The organism is Halobacillus sp. B29, from assembly GCF_052246755.1.
Classification (GTDB): domain Bacteria; phylum Bacillota; class Bacilli; order Bacillales; family Halobacillaceae; genus Halobacillus; species Halobacillus halophilus.
This window is the reverse complement of the sequence record NZ_JBQQCM010000004.1, coordinates 291435-315076: the sequence shown is the minus strand read 5'-3', so window position 1 is coordinate 315076 and position 23642 is coordinate 291435. Positions and strand designations below refer to the sequence as shown.

26 protein-coding genes and 1 riboswitch are annotated in these 23642 nt (G+C 45.3%); of the genes, 15 read left to right on the top strand and 11 right to left on the bottom strand.

Annotation, left to right across the window (positions count from 1 at the left end):
• Positions 1-52 precede the first annotated feature (52 nt).
• Positions 53-286, top strand: a complete 234-nt coding sequence (locus ACTWP7_RS07850) for a hypothetical protein (RefSeq protein WP_443122701.1) — start codon at positions 53-55, stop codon at positions 284-286.
• A gap of 124 nt (positions 287-410) precedes the next feature.
• A complete protein-coding gene (locus ACTWP7_RS07845) occupies positions 411-644 on the top strand; it encodes a hypothetical protein (protein WP_014642792.1) in 234 nt (77 codons plus the stop codon).
• 97 nt (positions 645-741) lie between these two features.
• Here ACTWP7_RS07845 and ACTWP7_RS07840 read toward each other — a convergent pair whose 3' ends face one another.
• The 4 genes from ACTWP7_RS07840 to ACTWP7_RS07825 form a co-directional block, all read right to left on the bottom strand.
• Positions 742-1563 (bottom strand): undecaprenyl-diphosphate phosphatase, encoded by an 822-nt coding sequence (locus ACTWP7_RS07840; RefSeq protein ID WP_443122700.1) that lies wholly within the window; start codon positions 1561-1563, stop codon positions 742-744.
• A 10-nt stretch (positions 1564-1573) separates the two neighbouring features.
• Entirely contained in the window at positions 1574-2185 is a 612-nt protein-coding gene (locus ACTWP7_RS07835; protein WP_443122699.1) for a DedA family protein, read from the bottom strand.
• A gap of 67 nt (positions 2186-2252) precedes the next feature.
• The gene (locus ACTWP7_RS07830) at positions 2253-2441 is read right to left on the bottom strand and encodes a hypothetical protein (RefSeq protein WP_443122698.1); all 189 of its coding nucleotides are present in this window, start codon (positions 2439-2441) and stop codon (positions 2253-2255) included.
• Between the two features lie 108 nt (positions 2442-2549).
• Positions 2550-2876, bottom strand: coding sequence for a hypothetical protein (locus tag ACTWP7_RS07825; protein WP_443122697.1), 327 nt, complete (start codon positions 2874-2876; stop codon positions 2550-2552).
• Positions 2877-2974: 98 nt separating this feature from the next.
• Between ACTWP7_RS07825 and ACTWP7_RS07820 the strand changes: the two genes are divergently transcribed.
• Positions 2975-3628, top strand: a complete 654-nt coding sequence (locus tag ACTWP7_RS07820; protein WP_443122696.1) for a hypothetical protein — start codon at positions 2975-2977, stop codon at positions 3626-3628.
• A gap of 73 nt (positions 3629-3701) precedes the next feature.
• Entirely contained in the window at positions 3702-3860 is a 159-nt protein-coding gene (locus ACTWP7_RS07815) for a hypothetical protein (RefSeq protein ID WP_014642798.1), read from the top strand.
• 340 nt (positions 3861-4200) lie between these two features.
• Here the strand turns inward: ACTWP7_RS07815 and ACTWP7_RS07810 are convergent, their stop codons facing one another.
• From ACTWP7_RS07810 to ACTWP7_RS07800, 3 genes are all read right to left on the bottom strand, one after another.
• Positions 4201-5814, bottom strand: coding sequence for a sodium:solute symporter family protein (locus ACTWP7_RS07810; protein WP_443122695.1), 1614 nt, complete (start codon positions 5812-5814; stop codon positions 4201-4203).
• Complete coding sequence (locus tag ACTWP7_RS07805; protein ID WP_443122694.1) at positions 5811-6293, bottom strand: OsmC family protein; 483 nt, start codon at positions 6291-6293, stop codon at positions 5811-5813. The genes ACTWP7_RS07810 and ACTWP7_RS07805 overlap by 4 nt, the downstream gene beginning before the upstream one ends.
• Before the next feature lie 75 nt (positions 6294-6368).
• Positions 6369-6474: riboswitch (SAM riboswitch) on the bottom strand.
• Positions 6475-6641: 167 nt separating this feature from the next.
• Positions 6642-7541 carry an EamA family transporter gene (locus ACTWP7_RS07800; protein WP_443122693.1) on the bottom strand — a complete coding sequence of 300 codons (900 nt, stop codon included), beginning with the start codon at positions 7539-7541 and terminating at the stop codon, positions 6642-6644.
• Positions 7542-7790: 249 nt separating this feature from the next.
• Between ACTWP7_RS07800 and ACTWP7_RS07795 the strand changes: the two genes are divergently transcribed.
• Positions 7791-8336 (top strand): hypothetical protein, encoded by a 546-nt coding sequence (locus ACTWP7_RS07795; protein WP_443122692.1) that lies wholly within the window; start codon positions 7791-7793, stop codon positions 8334-8336.
• Positions 8337-8715: 379 nt separating this feature from the next.
• On the opposite strand, the gene ACTWP7_RS07790 is transcribed toward ACTWP7_RS07795, so the two are convergent.
• The 4 genes from ACTWP7_RS07790 to ACTWP7_RS07775 all read right to left on the bottom strand — a co-directional run bounded on the left by ACTWP7_RS07790 (position 8716) and on the right by ACTWP7_RS07775 (position 11386).
• Complete coding sequence (locus tag ACTWP7_RS07790) at positions 8716-8841, bottom strand: YjcZ family sporulation protein (RefSeq protein WP_443122691.1); 126 nt, start codon at positions 8839-8841, stop codon at positions 8716-8718.
• Positions 8842-8931: 90 nt separating this feature from the next.
• On the bottom strand, positions 8932-10167 hold the full coding sequence (locus tag ACTWP7_RS07785) for a methyl-accepting chemotaxis protein (protein WP_443122690.1): 1236 nt from the start codon (positions 10165-10167) through the stop codon (positions 8932-8934).
• An 8-nt stretch (positions 10168-10175) separates the two neighbouring features.
• Positions 10176-10772: an ECF transporter S component gene (locus tag ACTWP7_RS07780; protein WP_443122689.1), complete on the bottom strand. Its 597-nt coding sequence runs from the start codon at positions 10770-10772 to the stop codon at positions 10176-10178.
• 62 nt (positions 10773-10834) lie between these two features.
• Positions 10835-11386, bottom strand: coding sequence for a DICT sensory domain-containing protein (locus tag ACTWP7_RS07775; RefSeq protein WP_443122688.1), 552 nt, complete (start codon positions 11384-11386; stop codon positions 10835-10837).
• A gap of 513 nt (positions 11387-11899) precedes the next feature.
• Here ACTWP7_RS07775 and ilvE point away from each other — a divergent pair.
• From ilvE to ACTWP7_RS07725, 10 genes are all read left to right on the top strand, one after another.
• Positions 11900-12802, top strand: coding sequence for a branched-chain-amino-acid transaminase (gene ilvE, locus ACTWP7_RS07770; protein ID WP_014642810.1), 903 nt, complete (start codon positions 11900-11902; stop codon positions 12800-12802).
• A 396-nt stretch (positions 12803-13198) separates the two neighbouring features.
• Entirely contained in the window at positions 13199-14914 is a 1716-nt protein-coding gene (ilvB, locus tag ACTWP7_RS07765) for a biosynthetic-type acetolactate synthase large subunit (RefSeq protein ID WP_014642811.1), read from the top strand.
• Positions 14911-15432 (top strand): acetolactate synthase small subunit, encoded by a 522-nt coding sequence (gene ilvN, locus ACTWP7_RS07760; RefSeq protein WP_014642812.1) that lies wholly within the window; start codon positions 14911-14913, stop codon positions 15430-15432. The genes ilvB and ilvN overlap by 4 nt, the downstream gene beginning before the upstream one ends.
• A gap of 29 nt (positions 15433-15461) precedes the next feature.
• Complete coding sequence (gene ilvC / locus ACTWP7_RS07755) at positions 15462-16493, top strand: ketol-acid reductoisomerase (protein ID WP_014642813.1); 1032 nt, start codon at positions 15462-15464, stop codon at positions 16491-16493.
• Entirely contained in the window at positions 16480-18027 is a 1548-nt protein-coding gene (locus tag ACTWP7_RS07750; protein ID WP_443122687.1) for a 2-isopropylmalate synthase, read from the top strand. The genes ilvC and ACTWP7_RS07750 overlap by 14 nt, the downstream gene beginning before the upstream one ends.
• 13 nt (positions 18028-18040) lie before the next feature.
• Positions 18041-19147 (top strand): 3-isopropylmalate dehydrogenase, encoded by a 1107-nt coding sequence (gene leuB / locus ACTWP7_RS07745; protein WP_443122686.1) that lies wholly within the window; start codon positions 18041-18043, stop codon positions 19145-19147.
• Positions 19148-19172: 25 nt separating this feature from the next.
• Positions 19173-20585, top strand: coding sequence for a 3-isopropylmalate dehydratase large subunit (gene leuC, locus ACTWP7_RS07740; RefSeq protein ID WP_443122685.1), 1413 nt, complete (start codon positions 19173-19175; stop codon positions 20583-20585).
• A gap of 12 nt (positions 20586-20597) precedes the next feature.
• Complete coding sequence (gene leuD, locus ACTWP7_RS07735; RefSeq protein ID WP_422168579.1) at positions 20598-21203, top strand: 3-isopropylmalate dehydratase small subunit; 606 nt, start codon at positions 20598-20600, stop codon at positions 21201-21203.
• Between the two features lie 14 nt (positions 21204-21217).
• Positions 21218-22177, top strand: a complete 960-nt coding sequence (gene ilvA / locus ACTWP7_RS07730; protein ID WP_014642818.1) for a threonine ammonia-lyase — start codon at positions 21218-21220, stop codon at positions 22175-22177.
• A gap of 430 nt (positions 22178-22607) precedes the next feature.
• Positions 22608-23639, top strand: a complete 1032-nt coding sequence (locus ACTWP7_RS07725) for an ABC transporter substrate-binding protein (RefSeq protein WP_443122684.1) — start codon at positions 22608-22610, stop codon at positions 23637-23639.
• The last annotated feature ends 3 nt before the right edge of the window (positions 23640-23642 follow it).

The window sequence follows — 23642 nt, the reverse complement described above, 5'->3', positions numbered from 1 at the left end:
CTTTGTTGTGGTAAAATAAGAACAAACGTTCGATAAGAAAGGAAGGTACCTCATGGATGACTTGTTTGCACGATCTCTGGATAAAAGCGAAAAGCTGGTGGTCATCTATATGGACAGCCGGGGCGAGATCTCCCAGCGTTCCATTCGGGTGATGGATATACGTGCCGAAGATATTTTTGTGTATTGCTTTGCGAGAGAAAAGGTAAGAACGCTTAAAAAAGACAGAATTCTGTCGGTTTTTCCTGCAAGGACTGTAAAGCAAAGAAGAAGTGCCGCAATGGAATAGATTGCTCTATGGTCTGAGGTGGCTGTTAATAGATTTTTTTAAGTCCTGTCGTATTTACCATCATAGTCCTTCTCATTTCCGCATATCCTACAACTAACGAACTGAAAGTAAGGAGAGGGATAGGATGGGCTTCACTTATGGAAAAAGAGAGTTAATGCAGGATTTGCAAAGGGTGTTTGCCAAGCATAATGTCCAGTCCATTAAAGTCAATAAGCCGGGCACACTGTTTAAAATAGAGTCAGATGGATCGATGAAAGTGGAAGTAGGGGCAACGATCACGGCCTTTGATTGCAAACCAGGTGAAAAACCTGTGAACAAATTCAGAGTCGTAAATGGCGGGAACCAGAAAAAACAGTAAATCAAACAGCGCGTTTGACCATAAAAGTGGTCAAACGCGCTGTTTACATTTTCCTATTCTTATCACTTGTATTAGGAAGCAGGCGCACTATTCATTCTTAGTAATAAATAAACGCAATCACTGCAGCTAAACCGATACGGTAAAAGGCAAAAGGTAATAATTTAACTCTATTGATCAGCTTTAGAAAAAATCTAATCGTGATCAAAGCAAAAACAAAGGCGCTGACAAACCCGATCGCGAAGAGTGGAAGGGCCTGTACCGTGAAATACGCCAGATTATCGATTATAGAAAGGCTGCTTGCGCCAAGCATAATAGGCACCGCCATAATAAATGTAAAGTCTGCAGCCGATCGATGGTTCATACCAATAAGTACTCCGGCAGAGATGGTCGAACCTGACCGGGAGAAGCCGGGCCACAAGGAAAAGCATTGCATCAGTCCAATTAGAAGAGCCTGACGATAAGTGATCTGATCCACACTCTTTAAAGAGGGGTTGCGGGCTCCATAAAGATCGGCGAAAATCATAAAAAAGCTTCCTAACAGGAGGCCGATGATGACGGTTTCGACCGTAAATAAATGTTCATCGATATAGTCCTCAAAAAGAAATCCGAGCAGAGCTGCCGGAAGCAGCCCTGTCAGGATATGACTGATTTTAAGCCGGCTGGAGTTAGCCTGTACACTAGATCCCGCCCCCAGTAAATCCATAAACCGATGTCTGAATGTAATGACGACCGCAACAATAGAACCAAGTTGAATTACGATTTTAAACGTGTTTGCTGTATAGTAGCCTAAAAATTCGCGCGAATGTAACCACATTTCATCCACGATAATCATATGGCCCGTAGAAGATACGGGTGCGAATTCAGTTAATCCTTCAAACATCCCGAGAAGCATCACTTTTATGACTTGAATAACGTCCATTCTGTACCCCTTACGCGCTTAATATTTTTTTACGAATGATAATGAACATCAGGAGGACGCATCCTGTTCCAAGTCCGATATACGTAATGGTGGAATAAACCTCCAAAAGCCGGGAGATTTCATTCCATGATTCACCCATCAAAGCACCTACCAAAATGAGGATGGTATTCCAGACCATTGTTCCAAGGATGGTGAACAATAGAAATAAGCTCAGCTTCATGTTCGCCATTCCGGCAGGTAAGGAAATCAAACTGCGGACGAGCGGAACCATCCGCCCGAGCAGCACCGCCCATATTCCGTAGCGCTGAAACCACGATTCTACTCTCTGGACGTCTTCTTTTTTGATGCGAAGTCGATGTCCATGGCGCTCCACAAAGGATTCTAATTTTTCTATATCCATCAAGGATCCAATGCCATAAAGCACAACCGCTCCTGCAAGAGATCCGGTCGTTGAGACTACAATTACCCCAGCTATGGATAGATTAGCAGCTTGAGTCATAAATCCGCTGAACGGAAGAATAACTTCAGATGGAATAGGGGGGAAGATATTCTCTACCGCCATCATGATAAAGATGCCTGCATACCCATAGTGACTCATAAATTCAGTAATCCAATCCGCCATTGTGTACCTCCATGTTCAGTGATAAGCGGGCTTAAGCAGTGTTTATACCAGCTTTAAGCACGTCCTCTCACTTATATCCTATGATTTGTTTCAGTTCTTTTATGTTTACCATGCTCCAGTGAAATTCAATCCAGTAGTCCTGCCAATGCACACCTGCAAACACACCACTCGTCCAGATTCCGCCAAACAGTAACAAGAAAATCACGAACGTAACGGAATAGTAGGTAATCCAATCTTTCATGTCTGAATTTTTCATTTCAATCTCCTTCAAATGTAATTAAAAGCGCACACGAAAAATAAGCTTTCCTAAAATGCTCAAAAGAAAAGCTTTGAAGCCTCTTCGTAAAAAAAGGAGACGATGTATTTACAGATAATTGGAATGGAATTTTTCTATAGTAAAGAAACCGGATGAGTCGGCAAGTGGTTCGAGGATGGCCGTGGACGCTGAAAACAACCCTTTCACATCCAGCTGGGCAGGAGGAAACAGGAAAGGCGGTAAAGCGTAATCTGCTTTCCCTTTAGGGAGAAGGATCCGAGAGACAGACAGGGCTTCCTGCTCCACATCCGTGAAACTGGCCACGAGAGAATCCGTCTGTTCTATAGTCTCATAAGCCTGTAAAGACACGGCAGGGCTCAAACCTAAGAAATAGGCAGCCGTGAGCACTGCGATTAATATTTTAACGATATTCATGTCCTTCTCCCTCCTTTCCAGTTATTAGATTTACAATACCCTAAGCCTATGGGAATGGAAAGCTTTTTTAAAAATATACGAAAGGGGGAGACTCATCCATGCCAGTATGGGTCATAGAAGTGGTATTGATTCCTGCGATCGTGGCGATCATGACGCTCGTATTTAATTTGGTTCTACAATGGGGTAAAACTAAATTTGAATACCGCATCGATACCACGAAGTTCAGGCGAGAGCACGATTACTTGCAGCTGAGTGAACTGTACATGGAGCTTTATGCGGTTATTGCGCAGTCAGAATTTCTAAGAGTATTTCACCATTTAGAAGATTTAAGTTCTTTGCACGATCTTCCTTTTATAGAGGTGGAGCACAGGTTAAAACGGTTTACAGATGATTTAATTCCAGGCGAGTTCCAAGTAAACCAGGGGGCGATGGTGAATGCCGCCATCCATTCGTTTAATAAAATGCAGCTGGTAGAACTTATTCTGGAGAAGAAACCATACGCCTCTCAGAAATTGATCAAGCTTGCGGTCGGCTACCGGTACTGTCATGAATTTTTAAATAAGGATGGTCTCGTGGAGTCTCAGTATGAAAAATTTCTAGTCAGCGGTCTGGAGTATATTTATAAAATCGTGACGACGGTCATTCGGGAAACGAATGAAAAGCGGGAAAGCTGTCATCTGGAGTTTATTGAGTCGGAGAAGCACGAGGGAATTATGGAGCATGACATTTTCAAGCTGCGGCATAGAGGATAATGAACTGATCCTTCCAATATGAAGGGAATAAATCCTTTCTGTCGAATTAGTTCGATAGGAGGGAGGTGATGGAATGCAGCACCCATCATCAAAGCTTGATTATCTTATTGTTTACTTGGAAACCCTTTCAAAAATTAAGAGCGGGGATGAAGAAACATATCCTGCGTGGGTTAATGAAAAGATGCAGCAAACATGTGAAAAGATTGAAGACTTAAGCAAACAACTTTACTAAATTATGGCATACATTTACGGGGTGCTTTTCATGCTACCCCAACTATTAAAGAAATTGGTACAAGGGGAAGGTGTTAGGACCCATTGACCTTAATATGGAAGGTTTCCTCTTGAAAAGCAACTCAGTAACTTTTTTATAGTTTTATCGAATGTCGGTAGAAGACTCTTTCACTAAGGAGGTAAGGGGAAGATAAACGAGTTGGTCGCAAATGACTATGGACTTTTAACATTCTAAAAAGCTTAGAGGCAAATAGCCTCTAAGCTTTTTTTGTGTTCTATTTGTTTCTGCGTTTTAAGATTTTCTCCATAACATTAGAACGATTTAGGAGTTCCTTCTATATTTAAGATACTACTTTCTTTTGAAACGACGCTTCGGCCACTTTCGGTTTGATATAAATAATACTTCCGATAAACACGGCTAGTACATTAAGGAATAGAGTCAAACCTACTACACCAGCGGCGTGCAGGGATTCATAGAATAATCCGTTAACGACAAGCAGCAAGGCAATGGCAGCCAACACAACGGCTCCTTTCACAGAGCGGTTATTGGTAATCTTCCAATTTCCATAGTTGAAGGCAACGGTAAACAGGACCATAACGAGAATATTGACGCTCATCCCTACCCAAACTGGGTGGATATTCAAGAAGAAATCAGCCGGGTGCCAATTACTTAAGTGATACCAGATTAATCCTGCTGCAAACCCTCCAAATAGGGAGCCGATCACGGCTCGCTTTGTGACAAGCGGCCAGAATAACGCGGCGACTACTGGAGCGAAGGTGGCAGAGTTTCTCATGGTCCAGGCAAGTACGTTCCACCACGCGGATTGCTCTGTGCGCAGGAAGCCGAAAATGATCATGAGTCCTGTCAGAAGCAGCAGCGACCACTTGGTATATTTGACCAGCTGTTCTGGAGATGCGCCAGGGAAAATGGCGCTTCCGACATCTTTCCCAAGACTGGTGGCTCCTGAGAACTGGCAAGGTGCGCCCCAACCTAAAGCACATGCCCAGATGCCTAAGAAGAACAGGCCGACGAAAGGAGCGGGCAGTACTTCCATTAAATATTGGGGGAGAGCAACGAGTCCCAGGCTTGCGTCAGGAACGACCGCAGCGGCAGACAAACCAAATAGAATACCAAGAAGAATAAATGGAACACTCATCACTTCTGCGACGATTAAACCTTTGCGTCCTTCTTCAGGCGTTTTACAGGACAAGGCCATCTGAAAAGCGGCCTGTGCTAGAATCACGTTTACCATGAAAGTGGCAAACCATACTAGGATTACTTGAAGGCCGGCGCCTCCCCAATCAAACATGCTCGGCTGTTCGGCTGCAAGCTGCTGTAAGCCGGAGATGCCTGGGTTGATGAAGAAGGCCACGGTTCCAATAATAAACATAATAGCAAAAATAATCGTGTTCATCGTTTGGGTAAAGGCAACCGCCCACATCCCGCCCGACTGTAAATAAACAAATAGTAAGATAGCTGTAAAAGCGACGGACAATGATAACGAAACGCCGGTAAACACGTGAAAGGCAGAAGCAAAAGCAATTGCTGTAGCGACGGACCACATCGGAAAGGCAAAGGCTGTAATCGCACCTGATAAAGCTTTAGCCCGTCTGCCGAATTGATCCCCGATTAATCCTGAGATCGTGACGATTAACTTTTCCCGGAAGGATTTGATTAATAATAAGGCAATTAATAAGACTTGCAACGTTTCTGCGACGCCATACCAGATGGCTGAAATTCCGGTCAGGTAGGAAAGCTCGACAATCGATATGTACGTCGAACCTGAGAAGAGGCCCGTTATACAAAAGGCCACCGTCCACCATCTAAATGTCCGTCCCCCTACAAAATATTGCTCGCCGCGATTGGCTTTTCGCTTCGCCACATTACCGACGATGATGAGGGCGAGCGTGTATAATAAGGCAAGTGAAATCATCCAAAATCCATATGAGCTCATATTTGTACCTCCTTGTTGATGTTCCAGATTACTTCAATATTTACGCCTGCATCCTTAAACAAATTGAAAGCCGGGCAGCGTTTTAGAACGAGTTGAATAAAACCTTCTTCGTCGACTTCTTTCTCTGCAAATGTAACGTCCACCTTAAGCGTCACCGTTTGAAAGTGCGGGCTCACATCAGCTGTGCCGAACAATCCTCTGTGATCGATATCTCCGCTTGAAGCTGCCTCAAGCTTTTCAATCGTTAACCCTTTTTCCTTCGCCACCATTTCTACAACGATCATAAAACAGCCGTTAAGCGATCCAGTGATGTATTCCATAGGAGTTAATGCTTCATTAGAACCGCCAAGCTTCTCGGGCTCATCAATTGTAAACGTAAAATCCCGAATGGCATGCGCATTCTGAAACGGGCTGGTGCGCTTGCTTTGTGTGTCAATCGAACGTAATGCTGACTTCTTCTGTGTTTGCTGAACTGTCATTTAATCTCCCCTCCATATAAAAAACCCTTCTACTTTTCTGTAAGAAAAATAGAAGGGTTGGTTTAAATGTCCCGACTCTTATCTTTCAGACAGAAAATGTCTGCTGGAGTGAGCACCTTGTTTATCAAACAGGTTGCCGCGGGATCAAAGGACCAGTTTCCTCCACCGCTCTCGATAAGAAAATTATGAATTTAAAGAATATTGTACGTTTAAATTTAAACATCTGTCAACAAATTTTTTGAAAGTTAGCTTTTGAAACAAGAGAAGGCGGAGCGAGGAAACCTCTTCATCATATGGGTTCATTACAATAAGAAATCAGGTTCTATTTTGAAAAAAATTCAGTAGCACTTAGCTGGCGTGACGCCGTTGTTCCAGATTCATCAGCTTACCGCCAAACTCATTTATAAAAATAGCTGCAAGGATCAATAAAACGCCGATCCACTGCAAAAAGGTGACCGTTTCTGAAAGGATCAGCATGGCTGAAATGATGGCGACTGGAAGTTCCACAGAGCTCAGCACATTAGCGAGACGTCCCGAAATAAGTGGAGCGCCTCCCGCAAAGAATAGGGGAGGAATAACGGCTCCGACAAGCGCAATTCCAGCACCAATCGTCCATAAGCGCATGTCCAGGACAGGAATGGTAGGGATGTCGCGGATGAAGATGAGCACCACAAGCACCAAAGATCCAGTCACCATAAGTGAACTTCGCAGTATAGGGTGGGAATCAACAGCCACCTGACCGCTGAAAAAAATAAAGCCGGCATAGGAAAACCCTGACAGCAGTCCGAGTAGAAGACCGAGGGGGTGTAAATCGAGACCCCCATCTGAAAGTCCTGAAGCTAACACCACTCCCGTAAGTGTGACGATCAGGGAAATCAAGTGAATGCGTTCAGGTGGAGTTTTTGTAAAAATCCATTCATACACCATACCGATCCAGACAAATTGGAAAAGCAGAATAATCGCAATAGAAGCAGGGAGGTATTGCATAGCTCCATAATAAAAGATACTCGTCAGTCCAACTGTACTTCCCGTGGCAGCGATTTTGATTAGATCTGAGGTCCGAATTTCTCTTATACGCAACCCTTTTAAAATAGACAAGCCCCACAGGAAGACAAAGGCAGCGAGCATTTGGACAATATTTATCTGTCCGAGAGAATACCCATACTGAAAGCCTGTTTTTACAAATATAGGGGTAAATCCGAAGCTTGCCGCCCCCAGGAAGACGAGAATAACTCCTTTTCCTTTCATTGCTTGAAACCTCCCATTCTAACGATTTGCTTCTATCATTCGAACACACTGATGCTATTATTTCAAAGCCCCATTGAAAACTCAATGTAATAGAGGAAAACCATTCAGGTATGTCGGATTTTGAGGTGAATTTTTGCAAATCATAGCGATAAATGTAAAACGATTTTTACAGGGATTTTCTCCCTTTTGTCGAAATGATTGGTATAAGGAAATCACTATAAATCAGAAAAAAAGGGAGTGTTCGTGGGGATGTTCAAGAATAGTCTATTAAAGTTAATGCCGTATAAAGAGCAGGGTATGGTGGAAACGAATCTGGTCAATGTGATGAAGCGTTTGAAAATTGAGGATTTTACGTTCAACTGGGACCGCAGCAGCTGTTATGTAGAATTTAGTTATAAAGAAGAGCCATATAAACTGGAACATTCGATAGAAAAAGCAAGGAAGCAAGGGATCATCTTAAAAAATGGTATGGATTGTTTAATAGAACTGACTCAGTCACTTGAAGATCTATGTGTGATTATTGACCGTGGCACTTATAACTTTGAGACATGGATATCCGGCATGAAGCAGCAAGAAGCGATGAATGAGACCCCTATTTATCAAGAAGAGTTTCATATCAGTTATAAATCAACTGGCGAACAGGCTAAAAAGGAAGCTTCCAAACAGGAATCTCCTGATCTGGAACAGCCATCTTCTGATAGAAACGAACAGCTTTTCCCTTTTGGACCTGATTTGTCACTCAAAGATTTCTACCTGAATCAGATTACTCAAAGTGCGGAGCGGAAAATACAGTAGAATCAGACTGTGGATGATAAAATGGATATTAAAAAAGGACTCCTTAAATCAGGAGTTCTTTTTTAATGATTCTGTTAAATTTTTGCGTTGGTTCGTCGAAAATGTGCCGTGCTGACCTGCGATTGGGTCGCGATCGTGCGCAATTGAGCCGTGCTCAGCGGCAATCGGGCCTTTACTCCACTGAAATTACTCCATTCTGCCAGGGGAAAAGGAGTCGTTCCAGTGAGCACCCTTTATCCAACCTAAAAAGCCAGGCCCTTTGTTTAAAAGGCCTGGCTCTTACGCTCATTTAAATAGACCAGAAGGCACGGAAACGCCTCCCGGTATGCGGAGTGAACCATCTGAAAACGGGTATCAATGACTCACTGCTTTATTAATACTAGTTATAAAAAGATGCTCCTACAATGATCAATAGAATGAACAAAACAACGATCAAGACGAAAGTACTACCTCCGTAGTTTGCTCCGCCGTAACCGCCGCCATATCCACAGCCGCCATAGCCCATATCTTCACCACCTTTTTTTGTCCTATACGATAGGCTATGAAAAATGAGGTAAGTTGGGAGGGCGGATGACCAGTGTGGTTTTAAAATAAATCAAGAGCCCTTATGAAGTGGATCTTGTTCCTTACGATTGTTTAATTTACTTGGGCGGATCCAGCTGACATTATCAGTGGTTTGCAAATGCTCCTGAAGGTTTGCTTTGATTTTCTGGATATGTTCCACCATGGTCATGGCGGTCATATCAAGTTCCATCATCGTCGTCTGATGTTCCATGATTTTTTCAGAAGATCCTTCGGTGTTCGCGCTCAGCTGCTGAGTGAGCCGGTGGATTTCTGCGAATTTCTCCTGCGTCTTTTTCTTTTCATTCATCACGTCTGCGGAATGATTCTGTACCTGTTTGGATTGGTCATGGAGTTCAGAAATATTTCCGATCACCTGATCGAAAATCACCGTCATTTCCTCGGATTTTTCTTTTCCTAAGTTCAGGGCTTCTGTTTCTGTTTCATAGGACTTTTTCTGGTCAGAAATACTTGCGTTGACCTGGCTGATGACATTTTCAATCGTGTCAGCACTTTCTTTAACCTGAGCGGAGAGCTTACGGATTTCGTCGGCGACGACCCCGAATCCTTTCCCGTGTTCTCTTGCTCTTGCTGCTTCGATGGAAGCGTTTAAAGCAAGAAGGTTGGTCTGGTTGGAGATGTATTCGATCGCTTCAAGTGCTTCTGTTACTTTTTTCATTTGTTTCAGAAGTTTTTCATTAAAACTGCCAAATTGTTCGGTGACCCGAATGATCTCTGTGAACACGTGGTTGAATTCGTCGACTTTTTCTTTTCCATCATTCGACAATGAGCGGACACTTTCAGAAGTCGAAGCGGAGGTTTCAATGATCTCACTGAGAGACTGAATCATTTCATTAATGTTGTCCATTTGGCTCTGAAACTGAGTTAAGTGTTCTCCTTCGATCTGGATATCCTCAACCATTTCCATCAACTGAGTGCTGACCTGCTCAGATGACTCCGTTACTTGTGTATTCATCTTGTTTAAGTGTTCACTAAGAGCCTCGACATGACGAAGTTCTTCCAGGGAATGACGGATGGTTTGATGGTGATTTACACCCTCATCCATTTGAGCGGATTTCTCCTGCAGGGCACTGTTTTTGACGGTGGAAAATAAGAAGATGAGAAGGGCTGCTGTCACGACAGTTAGTCCCCCTAGGATGGAAAGGCTGACTGCAGGATTAAAATAAAAGGATAAACTATAACTTAATGCGCCATAAATGATTACGGCCAGGCTGATGGACAAAAGTGGAATAGCTCGTTTCAGTTTCATACATGTACTCACTTTCTCTTGGAATTAAGAATCCTGTCCAGACGGAAGGAGAAGGGAAGACCGATTCCATAGATCATCCCAATCTTCAACATGTTAAAAGGTACAATCACATAAAGGACGGCGGTTCTAAAATCGGTGGCCAGCGGATTAAATGATGTGAATTGGCCGACATACTGTTCTTTCGTGACCCCGATCAGCTCCATGATCGCGGGAAGAATGAAATAATAATTTAATAGATACATCGTGGATAAGAAGACGAGAATCGTAATGGCAAAAATCCATAGATTAAGTTTCTTTTGATAGTGATAGAACATACCGATCAGTCCGACGATGAGCGCTCCGGAGCAGAAATTAGCCATTTGTCCGACGGGAAGTCCTGCGTAGCTCCCGTGGGTGATGTAATCTATTATATTCTTCAGAAACTGAATGGCTACGCCTGCCACGGGTCCCAGGGTGATCGCTCCAATCAGAGCGGGAATGTCACTAATATCCATAGTGAGAAAGGGCGGGAAGAAGGGGACAGGAAATTTAAAATAGTAGAGGATGATGCTGCAGGCGGCTAGAATCCCAATGGTTGTCGTACGTTGTAATCTGGATAACGTCAAGGTCATTCATCTCCTTAAGAAATAGAAGAGAAGAATAGGCAGATTTTTCTCTTCTGATTGGATTACGCGTTTTCTCGTAATGAGCTGGTATGAGGGGCCAGCAAACTGGCCGCATGTTCGACAACTCTCGGGCTGGAGGACTTCGCTCCTTTAAAGTTTCGGCTTTCTTCGACTTCATACACCCCAAAACCATCCAGATCGTAAGCGACCATCATGGACTTAAAATTGGGCGCGTCGATGACTAAAAACCATTCCCGGATCAATTCGCTATTAGGCGGCAGCGGAATGTAATGGATGCCATCGGAATAATCCATCGGCACATCTTTCTCACCAAAAATGTAAACATTCGAATATTCGGTCATAGCCCGGAAGCGGTCCAATACGTTTTTGGCACGGGAAAATTTCTGAAACCCAGCATAGACGTTTCCTTTTAACTTTTTCATAAGAACCATATTTTCCATCATTAAACACATGTACTCAAGCTGTGGCACCTTGGATTCAAAATTCAGGGAACTGGATTGCAGCTGAGTCAAATGAGCGGTATCCAATTTTTTTGTTTCTCCTTCAACAGAACCAAAGCATTCGTTAAATAGAGAGAGATTTTTAATATTCACTTATGTATTCCTCCTGGGGGAGCTTCAGGACCCCTAAGTATTTAGTCCAATAATTGGAAATATCAGCTTATCATGAATGGTTAAAATGATTCATTATAAAATACCTAATAAAACGAATCGATATTCACTCTTTTTTTTCATCGGATGATTGCCAGAAGAGTAAAGATAAATGCAAAAATTAAGATAAAAAAGAAAAAAAGAAAGGGCGGTTGAACGTGCATAACGCATGGCATACAAGCGTGTAAGCGCTTCACTTTTATACTGAATAATCTAAGTGTTCAGAAAATTTACTTAAAACCTGTTGACCTTCTCGCGAAATCCGTTTAAAGTAGTCCTCAATCAACTTCACCGGTAATTCTCTGAAACGCCAACGAAGGTTGATCATGTGGAAGGACCCCCATGGGACCCTGAGCATAAAAATGAATGTAACTTTTGTGTCAGGGTCCACTATTTTTTTCCTTCATAAATCTATCGTTTCAAACATTAAATATAGAAAAGAAAGGAGTGCTAAGGATGAGCAGCCAATGGATTTATTTAAGCGGCGAATTTGTAAATAAGAATGAGGCCGTCGTATCCGTTTACGACCACGGTTTCTTATATGGAGACGGGGTATTTGAAGGTATTCGTGTCTACGAAGGCAACATCTTCAAATTAGATGAACACTTAAACCGCCTCTACGATTCAGCAAAATCAATCATGCTTCAAATGCCTTATGAGAAGGAGGAGATGAAAGAGATTATTGCTGAAACCGTCCGCAAGAACGAGCTGGAAACAGCCTACATTCGAGTGGTTGTCTCCCGTGGAATGGGTAATCTCGGTTTAGACCCTTCCAGTTGTTCAAATCCAAGAGTGGTTGTCATTGCTGAAGCACTTGCTTTGTTTCCGAAAGAACTTTATGAGCGCGGGGTAAGGCTCGCATCGGTTTCCAGCAGACGAAACCGTCCGGATGTACTTCCGCCTCAAGTGAAATCATTAAACTATTTAAATAATATTCTAGTGAAAATGGAAGCAAATCAGGCTGGAGTAGACGAAGCCCTGATGATGAACGATCAAGGCTATGTAACAGAAGGCTCAGCAGACAATATCTTTATCGTAAAAAACAGCACCATCTATACACCGCCTACTTATTTAGGGGCGCTGGAAGGCATTACAAGAAACGCAATCATTGATCTTGCCAAAGAAAAAGGCTACGAAATGAAAGAACAGCCATTTACCCGCCATGATGTGTATGTAGCGGATGAAGTTTTTCTAACAGGCACAGCAGCAGAAGTCATCGCAGTAGTAGAAGTGGATCAACGTCCTGTAGGGGATGGAAAGCCAGGCGTTATAACCAACCACCTGCTTTCTGAATTCCGTAAGATCACGACTACAGACGGCTATAAAGTCTACAACAAAGATAAAGTGCAAGTAAGCTAGACTTAAAAAGTGAATAAAGACTAATACGAAGACGGGAATAAAAGAATAAGTTCTTGTATTCACAGAGAGCCGGGGTTGCTGGAAGCCCGGAAATACATCTTATTCTGACATCATCCCTGAGTGTTCGCGCTGAACGGTTTTCTAGTAGGCGGAACCAGGTGTTTTTATTCGCACCTGTTATCAAAAGGAGTTCTAAGAGAACTCCCTGAGGTGAAGCGTATACGCTTCACGAAAACGAGGGTGGTACCGTGAAAGTAATAGACCTTTTCACCCCTCTCTTTCCTTATACCGACGTGTATTCGAGGAAGTGAGGATGAAAAGGTCTTTTTTATTTTAATAATAGTGAAACAGATGGGCCGCAATGATTTTCTAAATACTCTAAGGAGGGATTAAAAAATGAAGGCAGAGGCAAGTGTGAAAGAGCAGACCGCCACAAAGACAGGAGCAGATTTGCTAGTTGAATCCTTGATTGAACAAGGTGTCGATACTTTATTTGGTTACCCGGGAGGTGCCGTGCTCCCAATTTATGATGCCATCTACCGTGCAGAAGGAAGCTTTGATCACGTTCTTCCCCGTCATGAACAGGGAGCGATTCACGCAGCAGAGGGATATGCTCGAGTAGCGAACCGTGCAGGTGTTGTAATCGGTACTTCCGGTCCGGGGGCGACCAACCTGGTAACCGGCATCGCTGATGCGATGATGGACTCCATCCCGCTGGTTGTTTTTACAGGCCAGGTGGCTAAAGGGGTCATTGGTACAGATGCTTTCCAGGAGTCAGACATTATGGGCATCACAACCCCGATTACGAAACACAACTACCAGGTTCAAAATATCGAGGAGCTTCCGCGTATTGTGAAAGAAGCCTTTCACATTGCCACTACCGGGCGTCCGGGACCAGTAGTTGTTGATATACCGAAAGACATTTCTTCGGAAGTGTATGCAAAGGATGTTGTTCATCACTTTCATCTTCCGGGCTATCAGCCGACACTGAAACCGAATCCACTCCAAATCACGAAGCTTCACGAAGCGTTAACGCAGGCGAAGAAACCCGTTATTTTAACTGGTTCAGGTATTATCCACGCGGGAGCTTCGGAAGAACTTAGAACCTTCGTAAGGAACTATGAAATCCCGGTCGTATCAACCTTGCTAGGCCTTGGCAGTTATCCAGGCAGCGATCGATTGTCGCTTGGCATGGGAGGTATGCATGGAACATACGCCGCCAATATGGCTCTGTATGAATGTGATCTTCTTATCAACATCGGTGCCCGCTTTGATGATCGTCTGACAGGGAACTTGAAGCATTTTGCACCGACCGCCAAAGTGGCGCATGTTGATATCGATCCGGCGGAAATCGGGAAGAACGTTCCAACATCGATCCCGATCGTATCCGATGCCAAGGCTGCATTGAAGGCGTTAAATAACAAAGAAGTAACGAGCCTTGACCACAAAGAATGGCTGGATCAGAGCTGGGCGCGTAAAGCGGACTATCCACTATGGTTTCATCAAAAAGATGAAGATATTGTCCCGCAGTGGCTCGTGAAGAAAGTATATGACTATACCCGCGGTGAAGCCGTTGTAACAACCGACGTTGGACAGCATCAGATGTGGGCGGCTCAATATTACCATTTTGATGAGCCGAACCGCTGGGTAACGTCAGGCGGCCTTGGAACCATGGGATATGGTTTTCCGGCAGCGATCGGCGCACAGCTTGCGGATATGGAATCCACTTGTGTGGCTATCGTAGGGGACGGAGGTTTCCAGATGACGCTTCAAGAGCTATCTGTTCTTCAGGAACGTGGATTGCCAGTGAAGATCATCATTGTAAATAATCAAGCTCTCGGCATGGTCCGTCAGTGGCAGGAGAAGTTTTACGATGGCCGTTTCTCTTCCTCCATCATTGATACGCAGCCTGACTTTGTAAAACTTGCGGAAAGTTATCAGATTCCTGGTTACTTCATTGACTCACCGAAAACGCTTGAAGAGGTACTTCCGGGCATCCTTGCCGATGATAAGCCGGCCGTTGTAGATTGCCGAGTACTTCAAAGTGAAAATGTGTATCCAATGATTGCACCAGGTAAAGGACTTCACGAAATGATCGGGGTGAAACCATGAAAAGGATTGTAACTGCGATCGTTCATAATCGCAGCGGCGTATTAAACCGAGTAACCGGGCTGCTGGCTAAGCGGCAGTTCAACATTGAAAGTATATCTGTCGGCCGCACCGAGACAGAGGGCGTTTCCAAAATGACGTTCGTGGTCGATGTGGAGGATAACCGCAAATTGGAACAGCTGACGAAGCAGCTGAATAAACAGATTGATGTCCTGAAGGTTTCCGATATTACAGACAATGCGATTGTCGCCCGGGAACTTGCCCTGGTCAAAGTAATCAGCAACCCGCAGATACGAAGCGAAATCCAGGGCATCATCGAACCGTTCCGCGCTACGATTATTGACGTAAGTAAAGAAAGCGTCACGGTTCAGGTCACAGGAAAGTCCGATAAGGTCGATGCACTGATTGAACTCTTACGACCTTATGGTGTTAAAGAGCTTGCAAGAACCGGCTTAACCGCCTTCAAACGAGGAAATCAGCCTCAACAAGCAGAAGTGAAATCTTATTCTCTACTAAACTAATTACTCTATTACAGAAAGGAAGATTTTAAATGGCACATGTTTACTACCACAATGATATCAAGGATGAGGTTCTACAAAATAAGAAGGTTGCCGTTGTAGGCTATGGCTCACAGGGCCACGCTCACGCACAGAACTTAAAGGAAAGCGGCCATAACGTTGTCGTTGGACTAAGAAAAGGGAAGTCCTGGGATAAAGCGGAACAGGATGGACTGGAAGTAAAAGAAGTAGCGGACGCTGTAGCAGACGCAGACGTAGTTATGGTTCTTTTACCAGATGAACACCAGCCGACCGTTTTTGAGGAATCCATTAAGCCGAACTTAAAAGAGAACGCAGCTCTTGCATTCGCACACGGCTTTAACGTTCACTTCAACCAGGTCGTTCCTCCATCTAACGTTGATGTATTCCTGGTAGCTCCTAAAGGGCCGGGACACCTTGTAAGAAGAACATTTGAAGAAGGCGCAGGCGTACCTGCTCTGATCGGAGTCGAGCAGGACGTATCCGGCGAAGCGAAGGAAATCGCGCTAGCTTATGCTAAAGGCATCGGCGGCGGACGTGCCGGCGTACTGGAAACAAGCTTCCAGGAAGAAACGGAAACGGATCTATTCGGTGAACAGGCCGTACTTTGCGGAGGATTAACCAGCCTTGTCAAAGCCGGATTTGAAACCTTGACGGAAGCAGGCTACCAGCCGGAAGTGGCGTACTTCGAATGTATGCACGAACTGAAACTGATCGTTGACTTGATGTATGAAGGCGGACTTGAAGGCATGCGTTATTCCATTTCCGATACAGCTCAATGGGGCGACTTCGTATCTGGCCCGCGCGTCATCAATGAAGATACAAAAGCCCGCATGAAAGATGTACTGCAGGATATCCAGACCGGTAAATTCGCTAAAGGCTGGATCTTAGAAAATAAAGTAAATCGCCCAGAATTCGAAGCAATCAACAACTTGGAGAGCAATCATCCAATTGAAAAGGTGGGTAGAGAACTCCGAGAGTTAATGCCTTTTGTTAAGAAATCTCAATCTAAAGAAAAGGAAGTGGTCTCTCATGGCTCACGTTAACGTATTCGATACAACTCTTAGAGACGGAGAACAGTCAGCTGGCGTAAACTTGGACCGCCTGGAAAAATTGGAGATTGCGAAGCAGCTGGAACGCCTTGGGGTAGACATTATGGAAGCAGGATTCCCTGCTTCCTCCCAGGGAGAGTTTGAATCCGTCCGTGAGATTGCGAACACGGTGAGAAACGTTTCAGTAACGGGACTTGCGAGAGCTCACAAGAAAGATATCGACATTGCCTGGGAAGCTTTGAAAGGCGGAGCAGAACCAAGACTTCACGTGTTCTTGGCTACCTCAGCCATTCATATGACGCATAAGCTTAAGAAAACACCAGATGAAGTGGTGGAAACAGCGGTAGAAGCTGTATCTTATGCAAAAGAGAAATTCCCTCACGTTCAGTGGTCCGCAGAGGATGCGAGCCGAACCGATATCGATTTCCTTGTTCATATCATTGAGAAAGTCATTGACGCCGGTGCATCCGTCATTAACCTTCCCGATACGGTCGGATATTCAACGCCGGATGAATACGGACGCATGTTCCGTGAAGTAATAGAACGCGTTCCGAATATCGATCAGGCCATTCTTTCCGCTCATTGCCATGACGATCTAGGTATGGCTGTCAGCAACTCGATTGCGGCTATTGAAAATGGGGTACGCCAGATCGAAGGGACGATCAACGGAATCGGAGAACGTGCTGGAAACGCGGCACTTGAGGAAATCGGAGTCGCTCTTGAAATCCGTAAAGACCGGTACGATTATCAGACCAACCTTGTATTAAAAGAAATTAAAAGAACGAGCGATTTGGTCAGCCGTATGACCGGTATGATGGTTCCAGGTAATAAAGCAGTGGTCGGCCGTAACGCCTTTGCTCACGAATCCGGTATTCACCAGGACGGCATGCTGAAAGACTCATCGACTTACGAAATTATCACACCAGCGATGGTGGGAATCGATTCCAACCGAATGGTGATGGGTAAACACTCTGGCCGTCACGCTTTCAAACAAAAAGCCGAATCAATGGGCTATGAGTTGACGGATGAGAAATTGAAGGAAGCGTTCGAATCCTTCAAGAACTTGACCGCGAAGAAGAAAGAAGTTACCGACGACGATTTGTTTGCCATCCTGACCGATACGCAGACCGAAGACAAAGATCAGCCGAAATACGAGCTGAAAGCCTTCCAGGTTCAATACGGAAGCATCAATCGTCCAACAGCCACAGTACTTCTTACCAAGCCGGATGGCGAAGAAGTCGAGAAAGCCAATACAGGAGACGGCAGTGTAGAAGCCATCTACAACACGCTGGATGATTTAATCGATGCCGACGTGCATTTGCAGGATTACCAGTTAAGCTCGATTGGAAGAGGACGAGATGCACTGGCAGAAGTCCACGTGCAGCTAACAGTAGATGATGTGAAAGCTTCCGGGCGCGGATCTGCTCAGGACGTTCTTGAAGCATCTGCACATGCTTTCTTAAACGCCGTAAACCGCACATTATATAGAAAGAATACGGAACCAGTTCAAAAGCAGGTTCAAGTATAAAGGGGGAAATGTTATGAAAAAGCACATTGTACTTTTACCGGGAGACGGGATCGGTCCCGAAGTAGCAAAAGCTGCTAAGCGCGTGCTGGAAGCAGTAGCTGAACAGCATCAGCACACGTTCACTTTCGAAACGCACAATATCGGAGGAAGCGCCATTGATCAGGACGGCACCCCTTTACCGGAAGATACGATTGAAGCTTGTCATAAAGCGGATGCTGTATTCTTAGGAGCTGTAGGAGGGCCGAAGTGGGATGACCTGCCTGGTCATATACGCCCGGAAAAAGGACTGCTCGGCATTCGTAAACAGCTGGGACTTTTCGCTAATCTGCGGCCGGTAAAGGCGTTCCAACAGCTCCTCCACGCGTCCCCCTTAAAAACCGAAGTTGTCACAGGAAGTGATCTGCTGATTGTAAGGGAATTAACAGGTGGCCTCTATTTCGGGGAACCGAGCGAAAGACGCAACAACGGCGCTGAAGTCGTCGATACGCTGGCGTATTCAAGACATGAAATCGAGCGCATCGTTGAACAGGCGTTCCAGAGTGCCAGGCTTAGAAGAAACCATCTAACCTCTGTGGATAAAGCCAACGTATTAGAATCGAGCCGAATGTGGCGCGAGATCGTTGAAGAGAAGAAGCAGGAATATCCGGAAGTAACGGTTGAGCATATGCTTGTCGATGCTGCAGCGATGAAGCTGGTAACGAATCCTTCTTACTTCGACGTCATTGTGACAGAGAACATGTTCGGAGACATTTTAAGTGACGAAGCGTCTGTATTAACCGGGTCCCTTGGCATGCTTCCGTCGGCAAGTATCCGAAAAGATGGCCTGGGCCTATACGAACCGGTTCATGGATCTGCACCGGACATCGCCGGTCAAAACAAAGCAAATCCACTGGCATCGATCTTATCCGTTGCTATGATGCTGAAGCATTCCTTTAAAATGGAAGAAGAAGCCGAACAAGTTGAGAAAGCCGTACAGGACGTGTTAGCAGCGCGCTACCATACGGCCGACCTTAACATCAACGGAGGCATCCCGGTCAGCGGAAGTGAACTTGCGAACAAAGTGATTGAACAATTAAGCACGAGTGACACGACTGAAAATATCATGAGGTGCTACGTGTAATATTCGAAGAAGGGAGCGGTACACATTGAGTCAACCGAAAACAATTATTGAAAAAGTTTGGGATCAGCATGTCGTTCATAAAGAAGAAGGGAAGCCGAACCTCCTCTATATCGACTTGCACCTGATTCATGAGGTAACCTCTCCCCAGGCGTTTGAAGGTCTGCGCCTGAGCGGGAGGAAAGTCCGCCGGCCGGACCTGACGTATGCCACCATGGATCATAACGTTCCGACCATTCACCGAAACGTGATTAAAGATCAGATTTCCAAGAAGCAGATGGAGACACTTGAAGAAAACTGTGAAGAATTTGGCATCAGCCTGGCTGATATTAATCACCCGGATCAAGGGATTGTCCACGTTATCGGGCCGGAGCTTGGATTAACCCAGCCTGGCAAAACCATTGTCTGCGGTGACAGCCATACGTCAACTCACGGAGCTTTTGGTGCATTAGCCTTCGGGATCGGTACGAGTGAAGTGGAACACGTGCTTGCAACGCAGTCGATCTGGCAGGCGCCTCCGAAGACGCTTCAGGTTCATATCGATGGCAAGTTAGGAACAGGCGTAACAGCGAAAGACTTAATCCTTGCCGTTATTGGCCGTTTCGGTGTTCGATTCGGAACCGGACACGTGATTGAATATACAGGTGAAGCGATCCGTAACTTGTCCATGGAAGAACGAATGACGATTTGCAACATGTCCATTGAAGCAGGCGCAAGGGCTGGATTGATCAGCCCGGATGAGACGACAGTCGAGTACTTGAGAGGAAAACGTTACGTGCCGGAGGGAGAAGAGTTCGATAAAGCTGCCCAGCAGTGGCTGAACCTGGCATCTGATCCAGGCGCCCGGTACGATATGGAGCTTGAGATTCACGCCGATGAAATCGAGCCCCAGGTTACATGGGGAACAAATCCTTCCCATTGTGTACCTGTATCCGCTCAAGTACCGGATCCACTTGATGCCGAAAGTGATGATGAAAAAGACAGCATCGAGCGTGCCCTGGATTATATGGGACTGGAAGCGAATCAAACCATTCAATCCATCCCTATTGAGCATGTCTTTATCGGTTCCTGCACCAACTCAAGGATCAGCGACTTGAGAAAAGCCGCTGATATTGTGAAAGGCGGCCGCGTCCACGAAGGGATCAGAGCCCTGGTCGTACCAGGCTCCCAATCCGTGAAACTGGCAGCTGAAGAAGAAGGACTGGATAAAATATTCATAGACGCCGGTTTCGAATGGAGAGACGCAGGCTGCAGTATGTGTCTGGCGATGAATGACGACATCGTACCGCCGGGCGAACGCTGCGCCTCGACCTCAAACCGGAACTTTGAAGGACGTCAGGGTAATGGAGCCAGAACCCATCTGGTCAGTCCTGAAATGGCAGCAGCAGCTGCACTGGAAGGCCGCTTCGTAGACGTCAGAAAACAGATGAGTACCGTTTAGGAGGGTGAGCAGATGGAACCTTTGAAAAAGCATCACGGAATCGTCTATCCACTGAATCGATCCAACGTTGATACCGATCAGATTATTCCTAAGCAATTTTTGAAGCGAATTGAACGAACCGGGTTTGGGCAGTTTCTTTTTTACAACTGGCGTTTTAACGATGATGGTTCATTGAAAGAGAATTTTTCATTGAATGATCCGAAGTACAATGACGCATCCATCCTGGTGGGAGGTGAAAACTTCGGCTGCGGCTCTTCAAGGGAGCACGCGCCCTGGGCCATTCAAGATTATGGTTTTAAAGTAGTGATTGCTCCGAGTTTTGCGGATATCTTCTATAATAACTGCTTTAAAAATGGAATTCTGCCGATCCAGCTGCCGAATTCTGCAGTAGAGAAATTAATGGAAAAAGCAGAAGATGAAATTTATGGATTATCGGTTGATTTGGAAAAACAAGTCGTTTATGGTAGAGAAATGGAGGTTAATTTTGATATCCAGCCGTATCATAAAGAAATGTTACTAAATGGCTGGGATGAAATCGCGGTCACTTTGACCCACGAAGACAAAATTGACCAATACGAAAATAATACAAAGGGAGTGAAGACGTTGGGGATTTCTTAACGCTAGCTAAAGTGATGGAGGCTCATGAAAAATTACAAGGAGTGGTGCACCGGACTCCGCTGGAGACCTCCTCTACATTTAATCAGCAAGCCGGTCAGCAAGTCTATCTGAAGATGGAAAATCAGCAGAAAACAGGAGCTTTTAAAGTAAGAGGAGCTTCCTATAAAGTAGCCTGCTTATCACAAGAGGAAGCTGAACGAGGGGTTATTGCCGCTTCTGCCGGCAACCATGCCCAGGGCGTCGCTGTAGCCGCCCGTAAAAGAGGGATCAGCGCCCGCATATTCATGCCGGAAGCGACGCCGCGCGCGAAGGTCGAAGCAACCGAAGGGTATGGTGCCACGGTGGTATTAACCGGAGAATCGTTTCAGGAAGCTTATACCGCTGCTCTTTTGGAACAGAAAGAGAGTGGAGCAACTTTCCTTCATCCATTCGATGATTATGACGTGATGGCCGGACAAGCGACGATTGCGGTCGAAATGCTGCAGCAGCAGCCGGACATTGATACGCTGTTTGTGCCCATTGGGGGCGGCGGATTAATCAGCGGCGTGTCCTTTGCAGCTAAGCAGCTGAAACCGGATATTCAGGTGATCGGCGTACAGGCTGCCGAAGCTTCATGCGTCTATAATTCTTTCTATAAGAATGGACCTGAAAAACTAACATCAGTCGCTACCATTGCTGATGGGATTGCCGTCAAGGAAAAAGGAAAACTCACCTATCCTTGTATCCAGAAGTATGTGGATCAGGTAATCACAGTAGAAGAGCATGAAATCGCTCAAACGATGCTTCACTTGCTGGAACGTGAAAAAACACTGGTGGAAGGTGCGGGAGCCTCTGCCTTAGCAGGAGCCCTGTATCATCAACATCAATTTGAAAGCAAACAGGCGGGTGTGATTGTAAGTGGAGGAAACATGGACATTTCCAAACTTCCTTCCATTTATCAAGCAGCTCGCCCAAAGCAAGCCGCGTTGGTTTAAGAAGATAAGTGTAAAGGATCAGATGCTCCGGATGGGGCATCTGTTTTTTTGGTAGGCCGGTTTCTAGGCTGTTTTGCCGTGAGGCTCCAGCTTGGGTGAGGTTTGAGTTCGAAATCTATTTGCATAGGAAAGTAAATCCTTCCCTGCAAATCTTCGAGGCTGCTTGCGCGGGTCTTGTAAACGGGCCATGCGTGGCTGTAATTGGGCCATGCATACCTATAATTAGGCCATGCTCATCGCAAATGCGCCATGCCCAAAAAATATGCCAAGAATAACGCACAGGTAAGCTAGTGATTATCATTGACAGCGGGATAGGGCTTCGATATGATAGGTAGTATCATGATAATGATAATCTTTATCAATTAAAGTCTGTGTGTACATAGACCGGCTCAGGTTGGAAGGGTTAAATAAAAGAGAGGATGAAAAGCATATGAAAAAAATAGGATGGCTTATCCTAGTATTACTTGTTGTTACGTTAACGGCCTGCGGAAATGGATCAGATGGAGGGGGCGAAGCTTCTGAAGGCTCAGGAGATGAGTCCAAGGAAGCGAAGGAAGAAGAAAAAGATGAACAGCGCACCATAAAGATTCAGGATGCAATGGGAGAGAAGACGATCGAAGGAACACCTAAGAATATTGTAGTTCTCGAATGGACGTACGCCGAAGATCTGCAGGCGCTTGGCATGGAGCCTGCGGGTGTCGCTGATCTGGACGGCTATGGCAAGTGGGTCGATGCAGGTAAATCATTAAGCGATTCGGTTGAAGATGTAGGAACACGCCAGGAGCCGAATCTGGAAGCTATTTCTCGGTTGGATCCGGACTTAATCATCGGCGTGAAATTCCGCCACGAGGCAATTGCTGATCAGCTGGAAGATATTGCACCGACCGTAATGTTTGCCCCTTACTCTGAGGAAGCGGCGAAAGACCAGTATCAGCATATGCTGGACGAGTTCAATACGGTCGCTAAGATTACGAGTAAGGAAGATAAAGCTAAAGAAGTCGTTAAAAACATGGAGAAAACGTTCCGTGACCAGCAGGCACGCCTAACAGAAGCCGGCAAAGAAGATACGGAATATGTAATGACCCAGGCTTTTACATCCCAGAACACACCAACGCTGAGACTTTTCACACCTAATTCCATCGTTTCAAAAGTGATGAAGAACATTGGTTTGCAAAATGCTCATCAGCCAGACAAAACCGAAGTTTATGGCTACACGTCTACAACCGTAGAGGCTCTCCAGAATTACCAGGATGCTCATTTCTTCTACATTGTACAGGAAGAAGATAACATCTTCACGAATCAGCTGAAAGGGAATCCTGCCTGGGAAGACCTTAAATTTGTTCAGGAAGATCGCACATACAAGATGCCGGGAGATACTTGGACATTCGGCGGACCTCTATCGGCTGAAGTACTGGCGAAGCAAGTGACCGATGCGATGCTGAACGAAAACCAAAGCGAGTGAAGC

Coding starts and splice junctions, on each gene's coding strand:
- ACTWP7_RS07850 (WP_443122701.1), top strand. CDS start 53: ATGGATGACTTGTTTGCACGATCTCTGGATAAAAGCGAAAAGCTGGTG.
- ACTWP7_RS07845 (WP_014642792.1), top strand. CDS start 411: ATGGGCTTCACTTATGGAAAAAGAGAGTTAATGCAGGATTTGCAAAGG.
- ACTWP7_RS07840 (WP_443122700.1), bottom strand. CDS start 1,563: ATGGACGTTATTCAAGTCATAAAAGTGATGCTTCTCGGGATGTTTGAA.
- ACTWP7_RS07835 (WP_443122699.1), bottom strand. CDS start 2,185: ATGGCGGATTGGATTACTGAATTTATGAGTCACTATGGGTATGCAGGC.
- ACTWP7_RS07830 (WP_443122698.1), bottom strand. CDS start 2,441: ATGAAAAATTCAGACATGAAAGATTGGATTACCTACTATTCCGTTACG.
- ACTWP7_RS07825 (WP_443122697.1), bottom strand. CDS start 2,876: ATGAATATCGTTAAAATATTAATCGCAGTGCTCACGGCTGCCTATTTC.
- ACTWP7_RS07820 (WP_443122696.1), top strand. CDS start 2,975: ATGCCAGTATGGGTCATAGAAGTGGTATTGATTCCTGCGATCGTGGCG.
- ACTWP7_RS07815 (WP_014642798.1), top strand. CDS start 3,702: ATGCAGCACCCATCATCAAAGCTTGATTATCTTATTGTTTACTTGGAA.
- ACTWP7_RS07810 (WP_443122695.1), bottom strand. CDS start 5,814: ATGAGCTCATATGGATTTTGGATGATTTCACTTGCCTTATTATACACG.
- ACTWP7_RS07805 (WP_443122694.1), bottom strand. CDS start 6,293: ATGACAGTTCAGCAAACACAGAAGAAGTCAGCATTACGTTCGATTGAC.
- ACTWP7_RS07800 (WP_443122693.1), bottom strand. CDS start 7,541: ATGAAAGGAAAAGGAGTTATTCTCGTCTTCCTGGGGGCGGCAAGCTTC.
- ACTWP7_RS07795 (WP_443122692.1), top strand. CDS start 7,791: ATGTTCAAGAATAGTCTATTAAAGTTAATGCCGTATAAAGAGCAGGGT.
- ACTWP7_RS07790 (WP_443122691.1), bottom strand. CDS start 8,841: ATGGGCTATGGCGGCTGTGGATATGGCGGCGGTTACGGCGGAGCAAAC.
- ACTWP7_RS07785 (WP_443122690.1), bottom strand. CDS start 10,167: ATGAAACTGAAACGAGCTATTCCACTTTTGTCCATCAGCCTGGCCGTA.
- ilvE (WP_014642810.1), top strand. CDS start 11,900: ATGAGCAGCCAATGGATTTATTTAAGCGGCGAATTTGTAAATAAGAAT.
- ilvB (WP_014642811.1), top strand. CDS start 13,199: ATGAAGGCAGAGGCAAGTGTGAAAGAGCAGACCGCCACAAAGACAGGA.
- ilvN (WP_014642812.1), top strand. CDS start 14,911: ATGAAAAGGATTGTAACTGCGATCGTTCATAATCGCAGCGGCGTATTA.
- ilvC (WP_014642813.1), top strand. CDS start 15,462: ATGGCACATGTTTACTACCACAATGATATCAAGGATGAGGTTCTACAA.
- ACTWP7_RS07750 (WP_443122687.1), top strand. CDS start 16,480: ATGGCTCACGTTAACGTATTCGATACAACTCTTAGAGACGGAGAACAG.
- leuB (WP_443122686.1), top strand. CDS start 18,041: ATGAAAAAGCACATTGTACTTTTACCGGGAGACGGGATCGGTCCCGAA.
- leuD (WP_422168579.1), top strand. CDS start 20,598: ATGGAACCTTTGAAAAAGCATCACGGAATCGTCTATCCACTGAATCGA.
- ilvA (WP_014642818.1), top strand. CDS start 21,218: ATGGAGGCTCATGAAAAATTACAAGGAGTGGTGCACCGGACTCCGCTG.
- ACTWP7_RS07725 (WP_443122684.1), top strand. CDS start 22,608: ATGAAAAAAATAGGATGGCTTATCCTAGTATTACTTGTTGTTACGTTA.